We start from the raw sequence: 18822 nt of genomic DNA on the forward strand, positions 1-18822 counted from the left end.
CCCCGATGCACCGCCGCGGGCCCGGGTCAGCCAGGCCGTGGCACACGCCGTGCCGGTGCCGACCCTCGCCCTCCGTGGGCGGCCGGTCCGGCACGCCGAGGGCTTGCGCCCGAGCGGATTGCGGGGCGCTCTTCCCGGCCACCTCCCGGCGTGGGTCGTATCGACGTACCCCGAAACATCGGTGCGGCCGTATACTCCGAACCCATGACGGACACCGCCCCCACCCCGGACCCCGACCTGGTCAACGCGCTGCGGGCGCTGTCCAATCCGATGCGGCTGCAGATGCTGCGCTGGCTGCGCGAGCCCGAGCGGCACTTCCCGATGGAGACGGCCATCGCCGATCCGACCGAGGTGGGTGTGTGCGTGAGCCACATCCAGGCCAAGGCGGGCCTGGCCCAGTCGACGGTGTCGGCCTATATGGCGGAACTCCAGCGCGCGGGCCTGGTCCGGGCCACCCGCGTGGGCAAGTGGACCCACTACAAGCGGGACGAACAGCGCATAGCCGACCTGGTCGCGGAGCTGGGGCGGTCGCTCTAGCCCACCCGGCATCACCCGCGCCGGCCGCGCCTTGCATTTCATATCGAGAATCTGCGATATTTCGAAACATCGCACCGAGCCGACGCGTAGGGAGAGACACGATGGCGGTGAAGAACGGCCTGGACCTCGGCACGTTCGGGATCTACACCTTCGACTTCGAGCACCAGCCGGCCGCGCGGATCCGGGACTCGGTCCAGGAGCTGGAGGATCTGGGCTGGCGGGCCGTCTGGATCCCGGAATTGCTCGGGCGGGACGCGTTCACGCACGCCGGGTTTCTGCTCGCTTCGACGCGGCGGCTCGGGGTCGTGAACGGCATCGCCCAGATCTGGTCCCGGCAGGCGACCTGGGCACAGGGTGCCGCCGTGCTGCTCGCGGACGCCTATCCGGGGCGGCATGTGCTCGGCCTGGGCTTCGGCGGGCAGCCTCGCCCGGGGGTCAAGCCCCTCGCCGCGATGGCCGGATACCTCGACGAGATGGACGCCGTGCAGACGCCCAACCCCCGCCCGGCACAGCCCGTCCGGCGCCTGCTGGCCGCCTACGGCCCCAAGATGCTGGAGCTGGCCCGCGACCGCGCCGAGGGGGCCCAGACCTACCACGTGAACACGGCCCACACCGCGCAGGCGCGGGAGGTCCTCGGGCCGGACGCCTTCCTGGCCGTCGAGCACGCCGTGCTGTTCGAGACCGACCCGGACCGGGCCCGCGCCCTCGCACGCCGGCACCTGCAGGGCTACCTCGAAACCCCCTACAACATCGCCAAGTTCCGCCGGCTCGGCTACACCGAGGACGACCTCTCAGGCAGCGGCAGCGACCGGTTCGTGGACGACCTCGTGTTCTGGGGCGACCCGGACACGGTCGTACGGAAGCTGCACGGGCATGTGGAGGCGGGCGCCGATCACGTCGCCGTACAGGTGATCGGCGTGGAGCCGGGCGAATCGGCGCTGCCCCAGTGGAGGTCGCTGGCCGACGCCCTGCTGCCGTCGAAGACCGCCGACGGCCTCGGCTAGCCGCTGAAGCGGTCCCGCAGTTCGCGCTTGAGGATCTTCCCGCTGGCGTTGCGCGGCAACTCGTCCACGAACAGCACCCGTTTGGGCGCCTTGAAGGGCGCGAGCTTCTCCTTCACGTGGGCGATGAGCTGATCCTCCGTCACCTCGCCGCGCAGGACGACGACCGCCGTGACGGCCTCGATCCACCGTTCGTCGGGCAGGCCGATCACAGCGGCCTCGGCCACCGCCTCGTGGGTGTACAGGGCGTCCTCGACCTGGCGTGAAGCCACCAGTACACCCCCGGAGTTGATGACGTCCTTCACGCGGTCCACGATCGTGAAGTAGCCGTCGGCGTCGCGCACCGCGAGGTCCCCGGAGTGGAACCAGCCGTCCCGGAAGGCCTCGGCGGTCTCCTCGGGCTTGTCCCAGTAGCCCTCGCACAACTGCGGTGAGCGGTAGACGATCTCGCCGGGCGTGCCGGCGGGCACGTCCTGGCCCTGCTCGTCCACGACCCGTGCGTCCACGAACAGCACGGTCCGTCCGCAGGAGTCCAGCCGGCCCTCGTGCTCGTCGGGGCCGAGGACCGTGGTCAGCGGGCCGATCTCGCTCTGCCCGAAGCAGTTGTAGAAGGCGAGCCTCGGCAGGCGCTCGCGCAGCCGCCGCAGCACCGGGACGGGCATGATCGACGCGCCGTAGTAGGCCTTGCGCAGGCCGTCGAGCCGGCGGGTGGCGAAGTCGGGCCGGCCCGCCAGCGCGATCCACACCGTGGGCGGCGCGAACAGGCTGTCCACGCGGCCCGCCTCGACCAGGTCGAGCAGCCGGTCCCCGTCGGGCGCGTCCAGGATGATGTTGGTCGCGCCGACGGCGAGGTACGGCAGCAGGAACACGTGCATCTGCGCCGAGTGGTACAGCGGCAGCGCGTGCACCGGACGGTCACCGGCGCTCAGGTCCAGAGCGGTGATCGCGCTCAGGTACTCGTGGACGAGCGCCCGGTGGGTCATCATCGCGCCCTTGGGCAGGGCGGTCGTACCGGAGGTGTACAGCAGCTGCACCAGGTCCTCGGTGCGTGGTTCGGGCCCGTCGTACGGCGGTGCGTCCGCCAGCCGGGCGAGCAGCGAGCCGTCGGCGTCCCTGAGCGGCACCACCCGTACGCCGTCCGGGAGCCGGCCGGCCAGGTCCGGGTCGGCGAGGACCACGGTGCTGCCGGACTGGCCGACGAGGTAGGCCAGGTCGTCGCCGGTCAGGTTCTGGTTGACCGGCACATGGACCAGGCCCGCGCGGGCGCAGGCCAGGAAGCCGATCAGGTAGGCGTCGGAGTTGTGGCCGTAGGCGCCGACCCGGTCGCCGGGTGTGAGGCCCTCCGCGAGGAGCACCGAGGCCGCGCGGGAGACGGCGTCGTCGAGTTCCTCGTACGTCCAGCTGCGCTCGCCGTACTCCACCGCGCGGCGGGCCGGGGTGCGCCGGGCGCTGCGGCGCAGCACCCCGTCGACCGTGCTGCCGTGTCCCTGGGTCATGGCTCATGATCCTGGGTCCGCCGCGGAGGCAGGTCAAGGTCCCCGCCGGCGCGGACCGTATGGAGGCGCCGGCGGACCGGCGGCACTCGATCTGTACGCGGAGACCGCCGGTCCCGTGGCGGTGGCCGCCGAGGAGACGCACCTCAGCGGCCCCGTTTCGCGCCCAGGTCACACCGGCCGCGTGCGCCCCTCCCAGTACGGGTCCCGCAACCGCCGCTTGTAGAGCTTGCCGTTGGGGTCGCGGGGCATCTCGGCGATGAAGTCGACGCTCTTGGGCCGCTTGTAGCCGGCGAGCCGCTCGGCGCAGTGGTCGAGGAGGGCGGCGGTGAGGGCCGGGCCCGGCTCGTGGCCGGGGGCGGGTTCGACCACTGCCTTGACCTCCTCGCCCCAGTCGTCGTGCGGGATGCCGAAGGCGGCCGCGTCGGCGACGGCCGGGTGGGACAGCAGCACGGACTCGATCTCGGCCGGGTAGATGTTGACCCCGCCGGAGATGATCATGTCGATCTTGCGGTCGCGGAGGAAGAGATAGCCGTCCTCGTCGAGGTAGCCGAGGTCGCCGACGGTGAAGAAGTCGCCGATGCGGTTCTTGCGGGTCTTGGCCTCGTCCTTGTGGTACGAGAAGCCGCCGGTGGTCATCTTCATGTAGACCGTGCCGAGCCGGCCGGGCGGGAGCCGGTTGCCGTCGTCGTCGTAGACCGCCAGTTCGCTGATGGGCCAGGCCTTGCCGACCGTACCGGGCTTCTTCAGCCAGTCCTCGGCGGTGGCGAAGGCGCCGCCGCCCTCGCTGGCCGCGTAGTACTCCTCCACACAGTGCCCCCACCAGTCGATCATGGCCCGTTTGACGTGGTCCGGGCAGGGGGCGGCGCCGTGGATGGCGTGCCGCATGGATGTGACGTCGTAGCGGGCCTTCACCTCGTCCGGGAGGGCCAGCAGCCGATGGAACTGGGTCGGGACCATATGGGTGTGCGTGCACCGGTGGGTCTGGATGAGGCGGAGCATCTCCTCGGGGGTCCACTTGTCCATCAGGACCAGGCGGTGGCCTATGTGCAGGGACGCGCCCGCGAACTGCAGGACGGCCGTGTGGTACAGCGGTGAGCAGACGAGGTGGACGTTGTCGTCGAACGGCTTGATGCCGAAGATCCCGAGGAATCCGCCCAGATAGGCCTCCTCGGGGGCCTTGCCGGGCAGTGGGCGGCGGATGCCGCGCGGGCGTCCCGTCGTACCGGAGGTGTAGTTCATGACCCAGCCGAGTTCCCGGCCCTCGGGCGCGAACCCCGGTTGCCCGTCGAGCAGTTGGGCGTAGGGTCGGAAGCCGTCGGCCTCGCCGACCGCGTACCGGTGGGTGGGGGGCAGACCCGCCTCGTCGGCGGCGGAGCGCGCGGCGGCGGCGAATCGCTCGTGGGCGATGAGCACCTTGGCGCCGGAGTCGGCGACGATCCAGGCGATCTCGGGGCCGACGAGGTGGTGGTTGACCGGGACCAGATAGAGGCCGGCCTGGGTGGCGGCCAGGTAGGCGGTGACGAACTCGACGCCGCCCGGCAGGACGACGGCGAAGGCGTCGCCGCGCTCCAGGCCGGCCGCGCGCAGCCCGTGGACGAGCCGGTTGGCGGCGCCGAGCAGCCGTCCGGCGGTCCACTCCTCGCCCTCGGGGGCGACGAGGACCGGGCGGTCGGGGTTCTGCGCGGCCTGCGCCCAGAATCCGGCGGGAGGCGTGCTGGTCACGTGCCGCTCCTTCCGGCGATGCGGTTGATGCGGTCCACGGCCTTCTCGAAGCCGCGGGTGAGGTCGTCGAAGACGGCCTGGACGCTGCGTTCGCTGCTCATCCGGCCGACGATCTGGCCGACCGGCGTGCCGAGCAGCGGCTCGACCTCGTACTTCTGGATCCGGGAGACCGCGTCGGCCACGAGCAGCCCCTGCAGCGGCATGGGCAGGGTGCCGGGTCCGGCCGGGTCGTCCCAGGCGTCGGTCCACTCGGTGCGGAGCTGGCGTGCGGGCTTGCCCGTGAGGGCACGGGAGCGGACGGTGTCGCCGGACCCGGCGGCGAGCAGCTTGCGGGTCAGGGCGGTCGAGTGCAGATCCGCTTCTGTGGTGGTCAGCCATATGGAGCCCAGCCACACACCCTGAGCGCCGAGGGTAAGGGCGGCCGCCACCTGCTGTCCGCTGCCGATGCCGCCCGCGGCCAGGACGGGCAGCGGGTCGACGGCGTCCACGATCTCGGGGGTGAGCACCATGGTGGCGATCTCGCCGGTGTGGCCGCCGGCCTCGTAGCCCTGGGCGACGACGATGTCGATGCCCGCCTCCCGGTGCTTGCGGGCGTGCCGGGCGCTGCCCGCGAGCGCGGCGACCTGAACGCCGCGGTCGTGGGCGCGGGCGACGACGTCGGCGGGCGGGGAGCCGAGGGCGTTGGCCAGCAGCTTGATCGGATAGCCGAAGGCGACGTCGAGCTGGGTGCGGGCGACCTGCTCCATCCAGCCGGTGATACGCCACCCGGACGCCTCTCCCTCGGCCAGCTCGGGGACGCCGTACCGGGCGAGGGTGTCCCGGACGAACTGCCGGTGCTCCTGCGGGATCATCGCCTCGACGTCCGCCTCGGTCACCCCCTCGACCTTCTTCGCGGGCATGACGACGTCGAGCCCGTAGGGCCGGCCGCCGGCGTGCGTGTCGAGCCAGTCGAGGTCGCGTTTGAGGTCGTCGGGGGCGGTGTAGCGGACCGCGCCGAGCACGCCGAAGCCGCCGGCCCGGCTGATGGCCGCGGCGACGGCGGGGAACGGCGTGAAGCCGAAGACGGCGTGCTCGACTCCCAGTTTCCTGCTCAGCTCCGTCTGCATGGGCGCAGGATGCCGCAGCCGGCCGGACGACGGAAGAGCTTTTCTGACGTTCCGTCAGATTCTTTGAGGGCTTCGGCGTCGGTTACGCGGTGGCCTCCAGCACCGCCATCGCCGCGTTGTGTCCCGGCACCCCGCTCACCCCTCCCCCGCGCACCGCGCCCGCGCCGCACAGCAGGACGTTCGCGTGCGGGGTCTCCACGCCCCAACGGCCCGTGCCCTCCTGGGCGTACGGCCAGGACAGGGCGCGGTGGAAGATGTTGCCGCCGGGCAGCCTGAGGTCCCTCTCCAGGTCGAGCGGGGTCTTGGCCTCGATGCAGGGGCGGCCGTCGGCGTCGGTGGCCAGACAGTCGGTGAGGGGTTCGGCGAGGTGGGCGTCGAGCTGGGCGAGGGTGGACTTCAGCAGCTCCTCGCGCACGGCGTCGTTGTCCCGGTCGAAGAGGCGGGCCGGCGTGTGCAGACCGAACAGGGTGAGGGTCTGGTAGCCGCGCTCGGCGAGGTCGGGGCCGAGGATGGTGGGGTCGGTCAGGGAGTGGCAGTAGATCTCCGAGGGCGGCACGGCGGGTAGTTCACCGGCGGCGGCCTGGGCGTGGGCGGTGGCGAGCTGCCGGTAGCCCTCGGCGATGTGGAAGGTGCCGGCGAAGGCCTCCCGCGGGTCGACGGCCGGGTCGCGCAGCCTGGGCAGCCGGGTGAGCAGCATGTTGACCTTGAGCTGGGCTCCCTCGGCGGGCTCGGGTGCCGGGTCCCCCGTCAGGCCGGCCAGTTCCTGCGGGGAGGCGTTCACCAGGACGTGCCGGGCGGCGGCGACGCCCTCGCCGTCGGCCGTGCGGTAGGTGACCTCGGCGGTGTGTCCGTCGGTGGCGATCCGGACCGCCTCGTGCCCGGTCGCGAGGACCGCGCCCGCCGAACGGGCCGCGGCGGCCAGGGCGTCGGTGAGGGCGCCCATGCCGCCGACGGGCACGTCCCAGGCGCCGGTGCCGCCGCCGATGACGTGGTAGAGGAAGCAGCGGTTCTGGGCGAGGGAGGGGTCGTGGGCGTCGGCGAAGGTGCCGATCAGGGCGTCGGTGAGCACCACGCCCCGGACCAGGTCGTCCGTGAAGTTCTCCTCGACGGCGACACCGATCGGCTCCTCGAACAGGGTCCGCCAGGCGGTCTCGTCGTCGATGCGGCGGCGCAGTTCGTCGCGGCTGGGCAGGGGCTCGGTGAGGGTCGGGAAGACGCGTTCGGCGACGCGCGTGGTCATGCCGTAGAAGCGCTGCCAGGCCTGGTACTCGCGCTCGCCGCCGGTCAGCCGGGCGAAGGCCTCCCTGGTGCGCTCCTCCCCGCCGCCGACGAGGAGTCCGGTGGGCCGGCCCTCCCGCTCCGCCGGAGTGTACGAGGAGATGGTGCGGGCGCGGACCCGGAAGTCGAGCCCGAGATCGCGCACGATCTTCTGTGGCAGCAGGCTGACCAGGTAGGAGTAGCGCGACAGCCGGGCGTCGACGCCGGCGAAGGGGCGGGTGGAGATCGCGGCACCGCCGGTGTGGTCCAGCCGCTCCAGCACCAGCACCGAACGGCCGGCCCGGGCCAGATAGGCGGCGGCGACCAGACCGTTGTGTCCTCCGCCGACGATGACGGCGTCGTATGTGCGGGTGTGCTCGTTGGCAGGCATGGTTCTTCGTAACACGTGGTGATCCATTACGGCCAGAGGTACGCCCCGGCCGGGCGGCGGGTGCCGTCCGGCGGCCGGGGGGCGTCGGCTGGAGGGGGGCGTCTTGGGGGGGCCGGGTGGCTTCGGCGCTGCCGGGGCGACGGGCCGGGGGCGGGCGGTAGCGGGCGGGGGGCATCGGGCCGGGTGCGGGCGGCATCGGGACCTCAGCCCCCGCCCGACGCATGCCGGCGGTGGATCGCCGCGACTCTGCGGTACAGCTCGCCGGCCTCGGTGCCTCGGCCGAGGCGCTCCAGGCAGTGGGCCTCGTCGCCGCGCGCGGTGAGGGTGTCGGGGTGGTCGGGGCCGAGGGTCTGCTCACGGGTGGCGGCGACCTGCCGGTACTCGGTGAGGGCCTGCGCCCAGCGGCCCAGCCAGCCGAGGGCGACCGCGATCTCGCGGCGGCTGACGAGGGTGTCGGGGTGGGCGGGCCCGAGGACCTGCTCGCGCAGCAGACAGACGTCCCGGGCCTCGGTCAGGGCGTCCTCCCAGCGGCCGAGCCGGCCGAGGTTGACCCCGAGGCCGTGCCGGGCGCGCAGGGTCTCGGGGTGGGTGGGGCCCTGGACGCGGGTGCGGTCCTCGATCAGCTCGCGGTACAGGCGCAGGGCGTCCGCGCTGCGGCCCAGGCGGCCGAGGCTGAGGGCGGTCTCGTAGCGGGCGGCGAGCGTGTCGGGATGGTCGGCGCCGAGCACGCGCGCTCTGGCCTCGGCGACCTCGCGGTAGAGGCGCAGCGCCTCCTGCCATCGGCCCGACTGGCCCTGGACGTAGGCGACTTCGCAGCGCGAGACCAGGGTGTCCGGGTGGTCGGCACCGAGCACCCGGGCCCGGGCGGCGGCCACCTCCAGCGCCGTACGGCAGGCGTCGTCCAGACGGCCGAGCCGGCCGAGGGTGCAGGCGAGGTTGTGGCGGCAGCGCAGGGTGTCGGGGTGGTTGGGGCCCATGGTGCGCACCCGGGCGGCCAGCACCTCCGCGTACACCTGGTGGGCCTCGAAGTGGCGGCCCAGCCGGCTCAGCGCGTAGGCCGTCTCCTGGCGGGCGGCGAGGGTGTCGGGATGGTCGGCGCCGAGCACGCGGGCTCTGGCCTCGGCGACGTCCGTGTAGGCGGCCAGCGCCTCGGCGACCCGGCCGGCGCGGACGAGGGCGAAGGCCGCCTCGTAGCGGCCGGTCAGGGTCTCGGGGTGGTCGGGGCCGAGGAGGGCGGCTCGTTCGGCGGCCACGGCCCGGTGCGCCTCGCCCGCCTCGGCCCACCGGCACGACAGCATCGCCCCCGAGACCGGCGGCAGCGGGCCGAGGCCGGTGCCGAGCGCCTTGGGGCCGGTGGTCATGCCGTGGGTCCAGGCCGGAGACCGGCGCCGGCCCCCGGCGTCCGGGAGCGTGGATTCGACGGCCCCGGGAAAAGCGCCCGTTGTGCGCCCGCCCCGGAGTCGGCGGACCAACTCCCCGGCGTCGTACGGACGTTCCTCGGGCCGTTTGGCCAGCAGGTCGAGGATGATCTGCTCCAGGTGACCGGGCAGTTCCGGGCGGTGTTCGCGTGGGGGCCGCGGCGGGGTGTCGCGGTGGCCGATGAGGATCGCCCAGGCGTCCTCCAGGTCGAACGGCGGTGCCCCGGTGGCGATCTCGTACAGCACGCAGCCCAGTGAGTACAGGTCGCTGCGCTGGTCCACCGCGTCGCCGCCGATCTGTTCGGGGGACATGTAGTGCGGGGTGCCCAGCGCGACGCCGGTGCCGGTCAGCCGGGCGGTGAAGCCGATGTCGTCGCCGAGGCGGGCGATGCCGAAGTCGCAGATCTTCACGGTCCCGTCGGTCAGCCGGACAACGTTGGCGGGCTTCAGGTCACGGTGGACGACGCCCTGTCGATGGGTGTAGGCGAGAGCGGCGGCGACCTGCGCGGCGATGTCCTCCACGTCCTCGACCGGCAGCGGATGACCCTTGTTGTCCCGCAGCAGCCGGCTGAGGTCGCGGCCCTCCAGGAACTCCATCACCAGATAGGGGACCCCGTCGGACTCGCCGAAGTCGTGGACGACGGTCACCCCGCGGTGCGAGAGGCCGGCGGCCACCCGGGCCTCGCGGCGGAAGCGCTCGCGCAGGACACGGGCGAGGGACGGATCGTGGTACGGGCCGAGCGGCTTGAGGCACTTCACCGCGACCTGCCGGCCCAGGGACTCGTCCCGGGCCCGCCACACCTCGCCCATGCCGCCGCGCCCGATCACGTCGAGCAGCCGGTACCGGCCCTGAACCAGCCTGTTCTCCCCCATAGCGATCCGCCGCCCCCGTCGCCGTCCGCCCCGCCGCCGGGAGGCCGGCTCCGGACCGCGCCCCACCGCGCCGGCCCGATCCGCGCCACACCCCCCTGCTCGTCCAGTATGGCGGCCTATCGCCCGACTTTGTACGGTGCCGGACGTGCCCCCGGTCCGAGCCGCGCCATGGCCCGCAGGATGTGTTTGGGCGGCAGCTGCCAGCGCACACGTGCGGGAACGCACCGCAGCAGCGCGCCCGTCGCCCGCAGCCGGCGGGTGACGACGGCGGGTGCGGGAGCCGGCCTGCCGTACAACTCGTGGGCGTACGGCGGCAGAGCGGCGTACGCCAGGTGCGCCACGCGCCGCCACAGCACCTCGCGCGCCGGGACCAGAACGGGATGCGTCGGCGGCCGGAGCAGGAAGTCGTCCACCTCGCGTGCCTCGGGTCCCGCTGCCAGCTCCGGCCGCACCTTCTCGAAGTACGCGGCGAGTTGGTCCCGGCTCGCCGGCACGGTCTCCGGGTCGAGGCCCACCAGGCGGGCGCTCGCCCGGTGTTCGGCTATGTACCGGTCGGCCTGGGGATCGGTGAGCGGGAAGCCGGAGCGGCGCAGGACGTGCAGATAGGAGTCGATCTCCGCGCAGTGCACCCAGAGCAGCAGCGCGGGTTCGTCGACGCCGTACCGCTCGCCGGTGTCCGGGTCGGTCGCCGTCAGCATGCTGTGGATCTTCCGCACCCGGGCGCCGGCCCGCTCGGCGGCCTCGGTCGTGCCATACGTCGTCGTCCCGACGAAGTTCGCGGTGCGCATCAGCCGGCCCCAGGCGTCGCGACGGAAGTCGGAGTTCTGCATGACGCCGCGGACCGCGCGGGGATGCAGGGCCTGGAGGTACAGCGCGCGGACGCCGGCGACCCACATCATGGGGTCGCCGTGCATCTGCCAGGTCACGGAGTTCGGCGTGAACAGCCCGGGGTCGCCCATGCCCGCAGGCTAGCGCCGCACCCTCGGCATCCCCAGGCCGATCCAGGAGATGATCTCGCGCTGGATCTCGTTGTTGCCGCCGCCGAAGGTGAAGATGACCGCCGAGCGGTAGCCGCGCTCCAGTTCGCCGTGCAGGACGGCTCCCGCCGAGCCCTCCTTCAGCGGGCCCGCGGCCGCGACGATCTCCATGAGCCAGGCGTAGGCGTCCCGGCGGGCCTCGGAGCCGTAGACCTTGACGGCCGAGGCGTCCTGCGGGGTGAGCGTGCCGTTCTCGACGGCGCCGACCATCTGCCAGTTGAGCAGCTTCAGCGCGTCGAGCCGGGTGTGGGTGCGGGCGAGCAGCCGGCGCACCCAGGGCAGGTCGGCAACCCGGCGGCCGTCGGCGAGCTTGGTCTCCATGGCCCAGCGCTGCACGTCGTGCAGGGCGCGGATGGCCATGGTGCCGTGCGCGGCGAGGGTGACGCGTTCGTGGTTGAGCTGGTTGGTGATCAGCCGCCAGCCCTGGTTCTCCTCGCCGACGCGGCGGGAGACCGGGACGCGGATGCTCTCGTAGTAGCTCGCGGTGGTGTCGTGCGAGGCGAGCGTGTTGATGACGGTGCAGGAGTAGCCCGGGTCCGAGGTCGGCACCAGCAGCATGGTGATGCCCTTGTGCGGCGGGGCGGCGGGGTCGGTGCGGGTGGCCAGCCAGACCCAGTCGGCGGTGTCCCCGTTCGTCGTCCAGATCTTCTGGCCGTTGACCACGTACTCTCCCCCACTCTCGGCTTCGCTCGAGCGGGAGGTGCCCCCATCCTCCCGTACGGCCCGGGTCTTCAGGGCGGCGAGATCGGTGCCGGCGTCGGGCTCGCTGTAGCCGATCGCGAAGTCGATCTCACCGGAGAGGATGCGCGGCAGGAAGTAGGCCTTCTGCTCCTCGGTGCCGTACCGCATGAGCGTCGGGCCGACCGTGTTCAGCGCCATCAGCGGCAGCGGTACGCCGGCCTGCGCGGCCTCGTCGAAGAAGATGAACTGCTCCATCGCCGTCATGCCGCGCCCGCCGTACTCCTCGGGCCAGCCGACGCCGAGCCAGCCGTCGGCGCCGAGCCGGCGGATGGTGTCGCGGTAGAACCGCTTCTGCGCGACCGGGTCGGCGTACCGGGCGTAGGCGTTGTCCGGGACCAGCTGTGCGAAGTAGGCGCGCAGTTCGGCGCGCAGTCGCTGCTGCTCGGGCGTGTGGTCGAGGTGCACGGCGCCTCCAGGCTCCCCAAGGGCGGTCCTGACGGCGCACACCGTAGAACGTGTTTCAGAAATAGGGAATGACGCGCCCCGGGGGAATTCCGCCGACGATCACACGAGGCTGTGCAGGAACTCCGAGCAGGCGTCTGCGCAGGACCGGCACGTGGCCGCCGCCGACTCGGCGCCGGGCTGCTCGTCGAAGGCGCGGGCGCACTCCAGGCAGACCGAGCGGCACCACTCCAGCCGGACCCGGATCTCACCCTCGTCCTGCCGGCTCTCCTCACACAGCACGTGGCACGTCGCGTCGCACACCTCGGCGCACATGATGCCCAGCCTGCGCACCCGCTCATGGCGCTCGGTGCCGTCGGGATCGACCAGGCTCGCGCGCACCGCGCAGGCCCGGGCGCACTCCGTGCACGCCTGGGCACAGGCGAATCGGTCCTCCAGGAACCGGTAGAGCTGCTGCGAAGTAGGCGTTGTCACACCGTACGGGTAGCCGGGGCGCAGGCCCACAAACCACCGTGCGGCACCGGATGGCGCCCCGGTATGCGTGTCCGGCAGGGGCCAGGTTGCCGTGCGTGCGTCACCGGTCACGGACGGCGTCCGGTTCGTCCGGTTCTGACCGGGGTATTCCTGTTCTATGGATACCGCATCGATGCAGCTGGCCGCAGCGAGCGGCCTCATGAGCCTCGTCCTGTTCGTCGTGGCCGTGGGCGTCCTGGCGCTGCTCGCCGGCGGCTTCTGGATGACCTCCCGCGTCAAGTACCGCGAGTCCCCTCGGCCGCGGCCCGAGGAACAGCCCAAGCTGCCGCCGGACGGCCCGGTGCGCGAGGTGCGGCAGAACAGGGACTACGAGGAGGTCCCCGAGACCCCCAAGGGCGGCCGGCCGCTCACCCCGTACGACCTGAGGAACCAGGACTCCCGGCCGAGTGCGACGAAGGAGCGTCCGCGCTGGAGCCGGGGTTCCAGCGGCTCCTTCGGCGGCGGCGGACTCGGCGCCCATTGATCCCCTCCGGAAACGACCGACTTCCCCACCCGCTCGACACCCGTCGACCACCGAAACCGAACACCGCGACGCTCCGGTCGGCCCGCGCCGGTCCGCCGTACGCCCCTAGGGATTCCTAGGAATTCCGGGTGGCGTCCAGGCGGCCGACGCGGGCCACGTTCTGCCGGTCCTCGGGGTCCTGGCTGGGCTCGCCGGCGAACCAGGCGTCGAGGATCTCCTTCAGCAGCGGTCCGGAGGTCAGGCGCAGGCTCAGCGCGAGCACGTTGGCGTCGTTCCAGCGGCGGGCGCCGTCCGCCGTGACGGCGTCCGTGCACAGGGCCGCGCGCACGCCGGGCACCTTGTTGGCCGCGATGGAGGCGCCCGTGCCGGTCCAGCAGCACACCACGGCCTGATCGGCGACGCCCTCGGCCACGTCCCGGGCGGCCGCCTCCGAGCAGGCCGCCCACTGTGCGTCGGCCCCGGGCCGCAGCGCGCCGTGGGTCCGCACGTCGTGGCCGCGCCGCCGGAGGTCTTCGACGAGTGAACGGGCCACGGGTTCGTCCATGTCGGAGGAGACGGAGATCCGCATACCGGTGAGGTTAGTGCCTGCGGCGTGGTGAGCGCCCACGCGTCCCAACGGAAGGGGCGCGGGGAACTGCGCCGTCAGCCGCAGCTCACCCGCACCCGGGATGCGGCCCTGCGCCCCGAGCTGTGATCCGTGCGGTCAGGGGTGCTCCGGCCGCTGCGCCGGAGGCACGCCTCCGCCTTCGCCGCCGCCCTTCTCGCCCTTGTCCGAGCCGTGCGGGCGGCCGCCCGCGGCGCGCTCGGCTTGCTGCCGGGCCTTCATCTGGCCACTGTCCTGCGGGGTGGCGCCCCCCTTGTCACTGCGCCGCTGTTCGGGCTGCTGCGGATTCGACATGCGCCGGACTCCCTCCGGGTGGTGCCTGGTGCCTACGGGCTCCGGGTTCCCAGGCCGGCGCGGGTCACCCGCCCCGTCCTCGACGGGCACGGCTGAGCCGGTCACCGTCCGGTGGAGGTGTTCGAGGGCGTCCAGGAGCACCGTGCGGTGGTACCAGCTCAGCCAGGCCGCCGTGTCGGAGGCCAGCAGACCGAGGGCCTCGGCCTGGGCGGCGGTCGGCCGGCGCCCGGCGTCCGGCCACTGCAGGGTGATCACGCCGGTGCAGGAGCCGGCCGAGGACAGCACGGGAACGCTCTGCAGCGCGCCGGTGCCCGTGCTCAGCAGGACACGCCGGGCCTCCTCGGAGAGCAGTGCGTCGGCGGACACGTCGGGCACGCTCACCCGGCGTCCGCGCAGCCGGGCGAGCGCGTCGGCCGTGCCCTCGTCCCGGCCGCGCACGAGCAGGTCGAGAAACGTGTCCGCGCAGCCGTAGTGGGTCTCCAGCATCAGGGCGTTCACCGCCGGGTCCACGAACCGTACGTATCCGGCCGGCGCCCGCCCGATGGCCAGCGCCTCGTGCAGCACGGCGTCGATCATCTGCCGCCGGTAGCGGGGGTCGCGGCCGTCGCGGGCCAGGATCCGCAGCGGTGGCACGGGCAGGGAGCGGCGGCCCGGGAACCACACCTCGCCGTCGGGCGGCCGGGCCACGACCACGGCGGAGACGAGGACGCGCAACGGCACGTTGAACCGCTGGGAGGCCTCGCGCAGCGCCCGGAAGGCGGTGCCGGAGTCCGGCAGCCCGTAGCGGACCATGAGCACGCCCTGCGCCATGCCGATGACCGGCGCCGTACGTACCCGGGCGCGCAGCGCGCGGACCTCCTTGCCCAGGTCCTCGTAGCTCGGCCGCAGCGGGTCCGCCATCTGCGACCGCCAGGCCGGCAGCTCGTCGACCCGGGAGGCGGCCCGGGCCAGCTCCCGCATCGCCTCGTCGAGGGTGGCGTAGAGCTGGACGCCGTGCAGCCGGGCGAGGTGCACCGCCTCGCGCACCCCGGGCCGGGCCCGGACGATGATCAGGTCCGGGCGTCCGGTGCGTGCCCGGGTCGCCTCGCTGAGCGTCTGCAGCACCGCGGCGCCGCCGAGCTGCACATGGGCCATGTCCAGGACGGGCCGCAGCCCGGCGCGGTCCGCCTGTTCGAGGTGGCCGCGCAGCTCCGCCGACCAGGCCTGGGCGCCCGCGGCGTCGAGGCTTCCGGACATGCGCAGCAGCAGCGCGGCCTCGGCGGGCAGCCCGTCGACCACGGAGGACTCGATGACGAGCGGCGCCGGGGCGGCGGACGGGTCGGAGGAGGGATTCATGGCATCACCCGGACAAGACGGCATGACGAACTCCGGCGGCCTCTTCCTGACCTGTGTGCACGGTAGGGGCGCGGCCCTCGGCCGCGCCCTCCACCGCGCCGGCCGGGGCGGGCCGGTGTGCTCACCAACCGGTGCCGCCGGGCCGTGGGCCGGCCCGCCTGCGGGCCTCCAGGGAGTTCAGGGCGGACGCCATGGTGGCGTGCACCCGGACACCGGGCAGTCCCGCGGCGCGCAGCGCCTCCCGCACATGGGGCCGGGGCTGTACGACGGGCAGGGTACGGCCGGAGAAGGCCAGGACCCCGGTGGCCCGGTCCACGGCCCGCACCGCGGCCGCGCAGGCGAGGTACACCTCGGTCATGTCCAGCACGGCGTGCTCGTCGGCCCGCTCGGCCCGGGCGATGTGCTCGGCGAGCGTCTCGGAGAACTCCATCGCGTTGGTGGCGTCGACGGTGCCCCGGGCCTTCAGGACGCTGACGGTGCCGGCCTCGGGCCGGTGCTCGTGCAGGGTCTGCAGGAGCAGCGGGGCCGGGCCGCCGGGGCGGACCCGGGCGCGGGACTGCTGACCTTTTTCCATGGGCATCGGGCTTCCTGGGCGCAGAAGGATCAGCCAGCCGCGTCTTGACCGGGAAGTTCACTCTGCCCCCGCCCCACGCGTGACGCAACGATTCTCCAAGGGCGTGTCGCACCGGGGCCGGTCAGCCGACATACCGCCGGGCGGGTGAGGTTCGGCGGGCCCGCTCCAGCGCCGCCAGCCGCCGCTCCAGCTCGGGCGGCACCGGGTCGCGCTGGCGCAGCACCCACGGCAGCCCGGCGGTGGCGTGGGCGAAGGCGCGCGCGGAGGCGATGTCCCGGGGCACGGTGCGCATCAGATGCCCGCTGCGGCGCAGGGCGGGCAGCAGGGGGCGGCGCAGCCAGGTGAACCACAGGGTGTTGCGGATCCCGAGGACCCGGCGGGCCGTGCTGTCGCGCAGCCGGGAGGCCTGGTGGTGGACGGTGAGGTCCTCGGCGTAGGCGAGCCACCAGCCCTGTCGCTGCAGGTCGCAGGCGAGCAGTTCCTCCTCACCCCCGAGCCACAGGCCGGGGTGGAAGCCGCCGCCGGCCCGGAAGGCGTCGGTGCGCAGCACGGAGGCGCCGGCGAGGAAGGAGCCGAGGGCCGGTCCGGGGAGCCAGTCGGGTCCGCGCAGCGGGGACTCGCGCAGCTCCCGTACGACGGGATCCTCGGTGCCGTCCGGTTCGACCACGATCCGCGCGGTGAGGGCGGCGAGCCGGGGCCGGGCGTCGAGCAGGTCGGCGGCGCGCCGCAGGCTGCCGGGCTCCCACCAGGTGTCGTCGTCGCAGAAGGCGACGTACGGCGTGCGCACGTGCCGGACGGCGAGGTTGCGGCCGACGGCCCTCAGGTTGCGGTGCGGACACAGCAGCGTCACCTCGGGGAAGTCGCGGGCGACGGCCTCGGCGGTGCCGTCGGCCGAGGCGTTGTCGGTGACGATCACGCGGGGGCGTTCGGGCAGCCGGCGCAGCAGCGCGAGGGTGCGCAGCAGTTCGGCGCGGCGGTCGTGGGTGATCACGACGACGGTCGTACGGTCGTCGGGCCTGGTCCCGGTCATCGCGCGGGGCCTTCCTACGGGCGTCCGGCCGCCTGCCGGTCGAGCAGGCGGGCGGCGTGTTCGACGTGCGGGGGCAGGGTGTGGCGGCGGGCCAGGGTGGCCGGGAGCCGCAGGAGGGTCTCCTTCAGGGCCCGGCGCGCACCGGGACGGCCCGCCGCGGCCGCCGCGGCGAGGTCGGTGCCGGCCCGCAGGACGACGGGCCAGGGGCGGCGCAGACAGGTGGTCAGCACATGGTTGCGCCGGACGAGGAAGGGGCGGCCGGTGCGGCCGTCGGTCTCCGGGAGGTGGCGGGCGCGCAGGGCGGGTTCGTAGACGACGCCCCATCCCGCGGCGGCCAGGTCGTAGGCGAGCAGGGTCTCCTCGCCGCCGAAGAAGAGCAGCGGGTGGAAGCCGCCGGCATCGAGGAAGGCCTCCCGGCGGACCACACTGGCGCAGCCGAGGAAGCCGAGCACCGGGCGGCCGGGCAGGTCGGGCTCCGACGGCAGGGGCGACTCGGCGAGGACGGCGTTGAGGGGGTCGTCGGCGGCCTCGTCGCCGACCAGGGTGCGGGCGGCGAGCAGACCGAGCCGGGGGTGGCCGTCGAGCAGGTCGGCGGCGCGGCCGAGGCTGCCCGGCTCCCACCAGGAGTCGTCGTCGCAGAAGGCGACGTAGGGCGTGCGGGCGTGCCGCACGGCCAGATTGCGGCCGAGGGCACCGGTGTTGGCGGCGGGTCGCAGCAGCCGGGTGAGGGCCGGGTGAGTGCGCACGGCCCTGCGGGTGCTGTCGTCGCGGGAGTTGTCGACGACGATGACCGGTGGCCGCTCGGGCAGTGCGGCCAGCGCGTCGAGCGTGCGCAGCAGGCTGGCCGGCCGGTCGCGGGTGATGACGGCGACGGTGATCCGCGCATCGCCCGCACCGGCGGCCCCGCGGTTGAGGCCGGTGGCGGACTCAGTGGACATGCGCCGCCTCCGGTCCCGCCGGTCGCGCGCCGCCTCGGACCGGCCGGAGCAGGGTCAGGCAGGCGGCGGCGACCTCCTCGGAGCGGATGCGCAGCAGCCGGGCGTCGGGGGTGCGGCCGTGCGGATCGCCGGGTGGGCCGGGCTTCCACAGGGCCAGGTGGCGGGGGTTCGGGGGTGGACCCCACAGGCGCGGGGAGACGGGGCCGAACAGGGTGACGGAGGGGGTGCCGTGGGCGACCGCGAGATGGGCCAGGCCGGTGTCGCCGCTGAGTACCAGGGACGCCTCGGCCACCAGCGCGGACAGCTCCTGGTAGGGAAGGCCGCCGGCGAGCACGTCGCCGGCGCGCTGTCCGCCGCGCTCGGCGACCGAACGCACCAGGGCCTCCTCGCCGGGGCCGCCGGTGAGCACCACGTGGTGCCCGGCCGCGCGCAGGCACCGTACGACGGCGGCGAACCGCTCCCCCGGCCAGCGGCGCGCGCCCGAGGCCGCACCGGGGTGCACGACCACGGCGCCCGGCGCCCGGGACCTGGTGCCGGGCCGGGGCAGACGCAGGTCCAGGGGGTCGGCCCGGATGCCGTAGGCGTCCAGGAAGGCGCACCAGCGGTCCCGTTCGTGTGCCCGGGCCTGCCACGGCGGGCCGTCCGGGCAGGCGTGGGCGAGCAGCCGGCGCGGGCGCACGGCGGCGAGCGCGTCGCGGCTCTCGGGGCCGTTGCCGTGCAGGTCGATCGCCAGGTCGGGCGGCGGGCCGGTCCAGTGCGTGAGGGAGGGCACCGCCCGTCCGGGCGCCTCGGCCGGGAACACGGCGTCGACCGCCCCGGTGGCGAGGGCCGGTTCGGTCAGGCCCGGGGGCTGGGCGAGCAGGATCCGGTGGCCGGGGAACGCCCGGCGGATGCCCCGCAGCGCGGGGACACCGGCCAGCAGGTCACCGAGGCCCAGCGCGCGCAGGACCAGCACGGTCGGGGGGTGGGGCGGGGTGTGGTTCACCGAGCGGGTTCCTCCCAGGGGTGTCGCGAGCGGGGCCGGACGGTGGGCGGGTACCACGTCGTGGCCGGGGAAAGCGTGCCGGGC

17 protein-coding genes are annotated in these 18822 nt (G+C 74.0%); 3 read left to right on the top strand and 14 right to left on the bottom strand.

The features are described 5' to 3' along the window. Positions 1 to 204: 204 nt before the first annotated feature. Both ACQPXS_RS07230 and ACQPXS_RS07235 read left to right on the top strand, forming a co-directional pair. Complete coding sequence (locus ACQPXS_RS07230) at positions 205 to 537, top strand: ArsR/SmtB family transcription factor (RefSeq protein ID WP_433448065.1); 333 nt, start codon at positions 205 to 207, stop codon at positions 535 to 537. A 101-nt stretch (positions 538 to 638) separates the two neighbouring features. Further along, the gene (locus ACQPXS_RS07235) at positions 639 to 1541 is read left to right on the top strand and encodes a TIGR03620 family F420-dependent LLM class oxidoreductase (protein WP_433448068.1); all 903 of its coding nucleotides are present in this window, start codon (positions 639 to 641) and stop codon (positions 1539 to 1541) included. On the opposite strand, the gene ACQPXS_RS07240 is transcribed toward ACQPXS_RS07235, so the two are convergent. The 8 genes from ACQPXS_RS07240 to ACQPXS_RS07275 all read right to left on the bottom strand — a co-directional run bounded on the left by ACQPXS_RS07240 (position 1538) and on the right by ACQPXS_RS07275 (position 12455). Next, complete coding sequence (locus ACQPXS_RS07240) at positions 1538 to 3034, bottom strand: acyl-CoA synthetase (protein ID WP_433448071.1); 1497 nt, start codon at positions 3032 to 3034, stop codon at positions 1538 to 1540. The genes ACQPXS_RS07235 and ACQPXS_RS07240 overlap by 4 nt on opposite strands. Positions 3035 to 3202: 168 nt before the next feature. Continuing rightward, positions 3203 to 4756: an acyl-CoA synthetase gene (locus ACQPXS_RS07245; RefSeq protein ID WP_433448073.1), complete on the bottom strand. Its 1554-nt coding sequence runs from the start codon at positions 4754 to 4756 to the stop codon at positions 3203 to 3205. Next, on the bottom strand, positions 4753 to 5862 hold the full coding sequence (locus tag ACQPXS_RS07250) for an NAD(P)H-dependent flavin oxidoreductase (protein ID WP_433448075.1): 1110 nt from the start codon (positions 5860 to 5862) through the stop codon (positions 4753 to 4755). Before ACQPXS_RS07250 ends, ACQPXS_RS07245 begins: the two co-directional genes overlap by 4 nt. Before the next feature lie 82 nt (positions 5863 to 5944). Then, a complete protein-coding gene (locus ACQPXS_RS07255) occupies positions 5945 to 7510 on the bottom strand; it encodes a phytoene desaturase family protein (protein WP_433448077.1) in 1566 nt (521 codons plus the stop codon). 203 nt (positions 7511 to 7713) lie between these two features. Then, positions 7714 to 9801: a tetratricopeptide repeat protein gene (locus ACQPXS_RS07260; RefSeq protein ID WP_433448080.1), complete on the bottom strand. Its 2088-nt coding sequence runs from the start codon at positions 9799 to 9801 to the stop codon at positions 7714 to 7716. Positions 9802 to 9917: 116 nt separating this feature from the next. After that, the gene (locus ACQPXS_RS07265) at positions 9918 to 10760 is read right to left on the bottom strand and encodes an oxygenase MpaB family protein (protein WP_433448082.1); all 843 of its coding nucleotides are present in this window, start codon (positions 10758 to 10760) and stop codon (positions 9918 to 9920) included. A 9-nt stretch (positions 10761 to 10769) separates the two neighbouring features. Continuing rightward, the gene (locus ACQPXS_RS07270; protein WP_433448085.1) at positions 10770 to 11984 is read right to left on the bottom strand and encodes an acyl-CoA dehydrogenase family protein; all 1215 of its coding nucleotides are present in this window, start codon (positions 11982 to 11984) and stop codon (positions 10770 to 10772) included. Positions 11985 to 12083: 99 nt separating this feature from the next. Further along, positions 12084 to 12455, bottom strand: a complete 372-nt coding sequence (locus tag ACQPXS_RS07275) for a ferredoxin (RefSeq protein WP_366487203.1) — start codon at positions 12453 to 12455, stop codon at positions 12084 to 12086. Between the two features lie 157 nt (positions 12456 to 12612). On the opposite strand from ACQPXS_RS07275, the gene ACQPXS_RS07280 reads away from it, so the two are divergent. After that, complete coding sequence (locus ACQPXS_RS07280) at positions 12613 to 12978, top strand: DUF6479 family protein (protein WP_356316033.1); 366 nt, start codon at positions 12613 to 12615, stop codon at positions 12976 to 12978. Between the two features lie 115 nt (positions 12979 to 13093). On the opposite strand, the gene ACQPXS_RS07285 is transcribed toward ACQPXS_RS07280, so the two are convergent. The 6 genes from ACQPXS_RS07285 to ACQPXS_RS07310 form a co-directional block, all read right to left on the bottom strand. Continuing rightward, the gene (locus tag ACQPXS_RS07285) at positions 13094 to 13546 is read right to left on the bottom strand and encodes an RpiB/LacA/LacB family sugar-phosphate isomerase (RefSeq protein WP_351809105.1); all 453 of its coding nucleotides are present in this window, start codon (positions 13544 to 13546) and stop codon (positions 13094 to 13096) included. 135 nt (positions 13547 to 13681) lie between these two features. Next, positions 13682 to 15211 (bottom strand): ANTAR domain-containing protein, encoded by a 1530-nt coding sequence (locus ACQPXS_RS07290; protein ID WP_433448088.1) that lies wholly within the window; start codon positions 15209 to 15211, stop codon positions 13682 to 13684. 121 nt (positions 15212 to 15332) lie between these two features. Then, positions 15333 to 15791 carry an STAS domain-containing protein gene (locus ACQPXS_RS07295; RefSeq protein WP_351809111.1) on the bottom strand — a complete coding sequence of 153 codons (459 nt, stop codon included), beginning with the start codon at positions 15789 to 15791 and terminating at the stop codon, positions 15333 to 15335. A 115-nt stretch (positions 15792 to 15906) separates the two neighbouring features. Continuing rightward, the gene (locus ACQPXS_RS07300; RefSeq protein ID WP_433448090.1) at positions 15907 to 16815 is read right to left on the bottom strand and encodes a glycosyltransferase family 2 protein; all 909 of its coding nucleotides are present in this window, start codon (positions 16813 to 16815) and stop codon (positions 15907 to 15909) included. Between the two features lie 14 nt (positions 16816 to 16829). Then, positions 16830 to 17753 carry a glycosyltransferase family 2 protein gene (locus tag ACQPXS_RS07305; protein WP_433448092.1) on the bottom strand — a complete coding sequence of 308 codons (924 nt, stop codon included), beginning with the start codon at positions 17751 to 17753 and terminating at the stop codon, positions 16830 to 16832. Continuing rightward, a complete protein-coding gene (locus ACQPXS_RS07310) occupies positions 17743 to 18738 on the bottom strand; it encodes a glycosyltransferase family 9 protein (RefSeq protein WP_433448094.1) in 996 nt (331 codons plus the stop codon). Before ACQPXS_RS07310 ends, ACQPXS_RS07305 begins: the two co-directional genes overlap by 11 nt. Positions 18739 to 18822: the final 84 nt, after the last annotated feature.

Source organism: Streptomyces sp. CA-142005, assembly GCF_050942335.1.
Lineage (GTDB): Bacteria > Actinomycetota > Actinomycetes > Streptomycetales > Streptomycetaceae > Streptomyces.

Excerpts from the sequence above, each read along its gene's own strand:
- ACQPXS_RS07230 (WP_433448065.1), top strand. The coding sequence starts at position 205 with ATGACGGACACCGCCCCCACCCCGGACCCCGACCTGGTCAACGCGCTG.
- ACQPXS_RS07285 (WP_351809105.1), bottom strand. The coding sequence starts at position 13,546 with ATGCGGATCTCCGTCTCCTCCGACATGGACGAACCCGTGGCCCGTTCA.
- ACQPXS_RS07255 (WP_433448077.1), bottom strand. The coding sequence starts at position 7,510 with ATGCCTGCCAACGAGCACACCCGCACATACGACGCCGTCATCGTCGGC.
- ACQPXS_RS07295 (WP_351809111.1), bottom strand. The coding sequence starts at position 15,791 with ATGCCCATGGAAAAAGGTCAGCAGTCCCGCGCCCGGGTCCGCCCCGGC.
- ACQPXS_RS07260 (WP_433448080.1), bottom strand. The coding sequence starts at position 9,801 with ATGGGGGAGAACAGGCTGGTTCAGGGCCGGTACCGGCTGCTCGACGTG.
- ACQPXS_RS07265 (WP_433448082.1), bottom strand. The coding sequence starts at position 10,760 with ATGGGCGACCCCGGGCTGTTCACGCCGAACTCCGTGACCTGGCAGATG.
- ACQPXS_RS07305 (WP_433448092.1), bottom strand. The coding sequence starts at position 17,753 with ATGTCCACTGAGTCCGCCACCGGCCTCAACCGCGGGGCCGCCGGTGCG.
- ACQPXS_RS07235 (WP_433448068.1), top strand. The coding sequence starts at position 639 with ATGGCGGTGAAGAACGGCCTGGACCTCGGCACGTTCGGGATCTACACC.
- ACQPXS_RS07290 (WP_433448088.1), bottom strand. The coding sequence starts at position 15,211 with ATGAATCCCTCCTCCGACCCGTCCGCCGCCCCGGCGCCGCTCGTCATC.
- ACQPXS_RS07240 (WP_433448071.1), bottom strand. The coding sequence starts at position 3,034 with ATGACCCAGGGACACGGCAGCACGGTCGACGGGGTGCTGCGCCGCAGC.
- ACQPXS_RS07280 (WP_356316033.1), top strand. The coding sequence starts at position 12,613 with ATGGATACCGCATCGATGCAGCTGGCCGCAGCGAGCGGCCTCATGAGC.
- ACQPXS_RS07250 (WP_433448075.1), bottom strand. The coding sequence starts at position 5,862 with ATGCAGACGGAGCTGAGCAGGAAACTGGGAGTCGAGCACGCCGTCTTC.
- ACQPXS_RS07300 (WP_433448090.1), bottom strand. The coding sequence starts at position 16,815 with ATGACCGGGACCAGGCCCGACGACCGTACGACCGTCGTCGTGATCACC.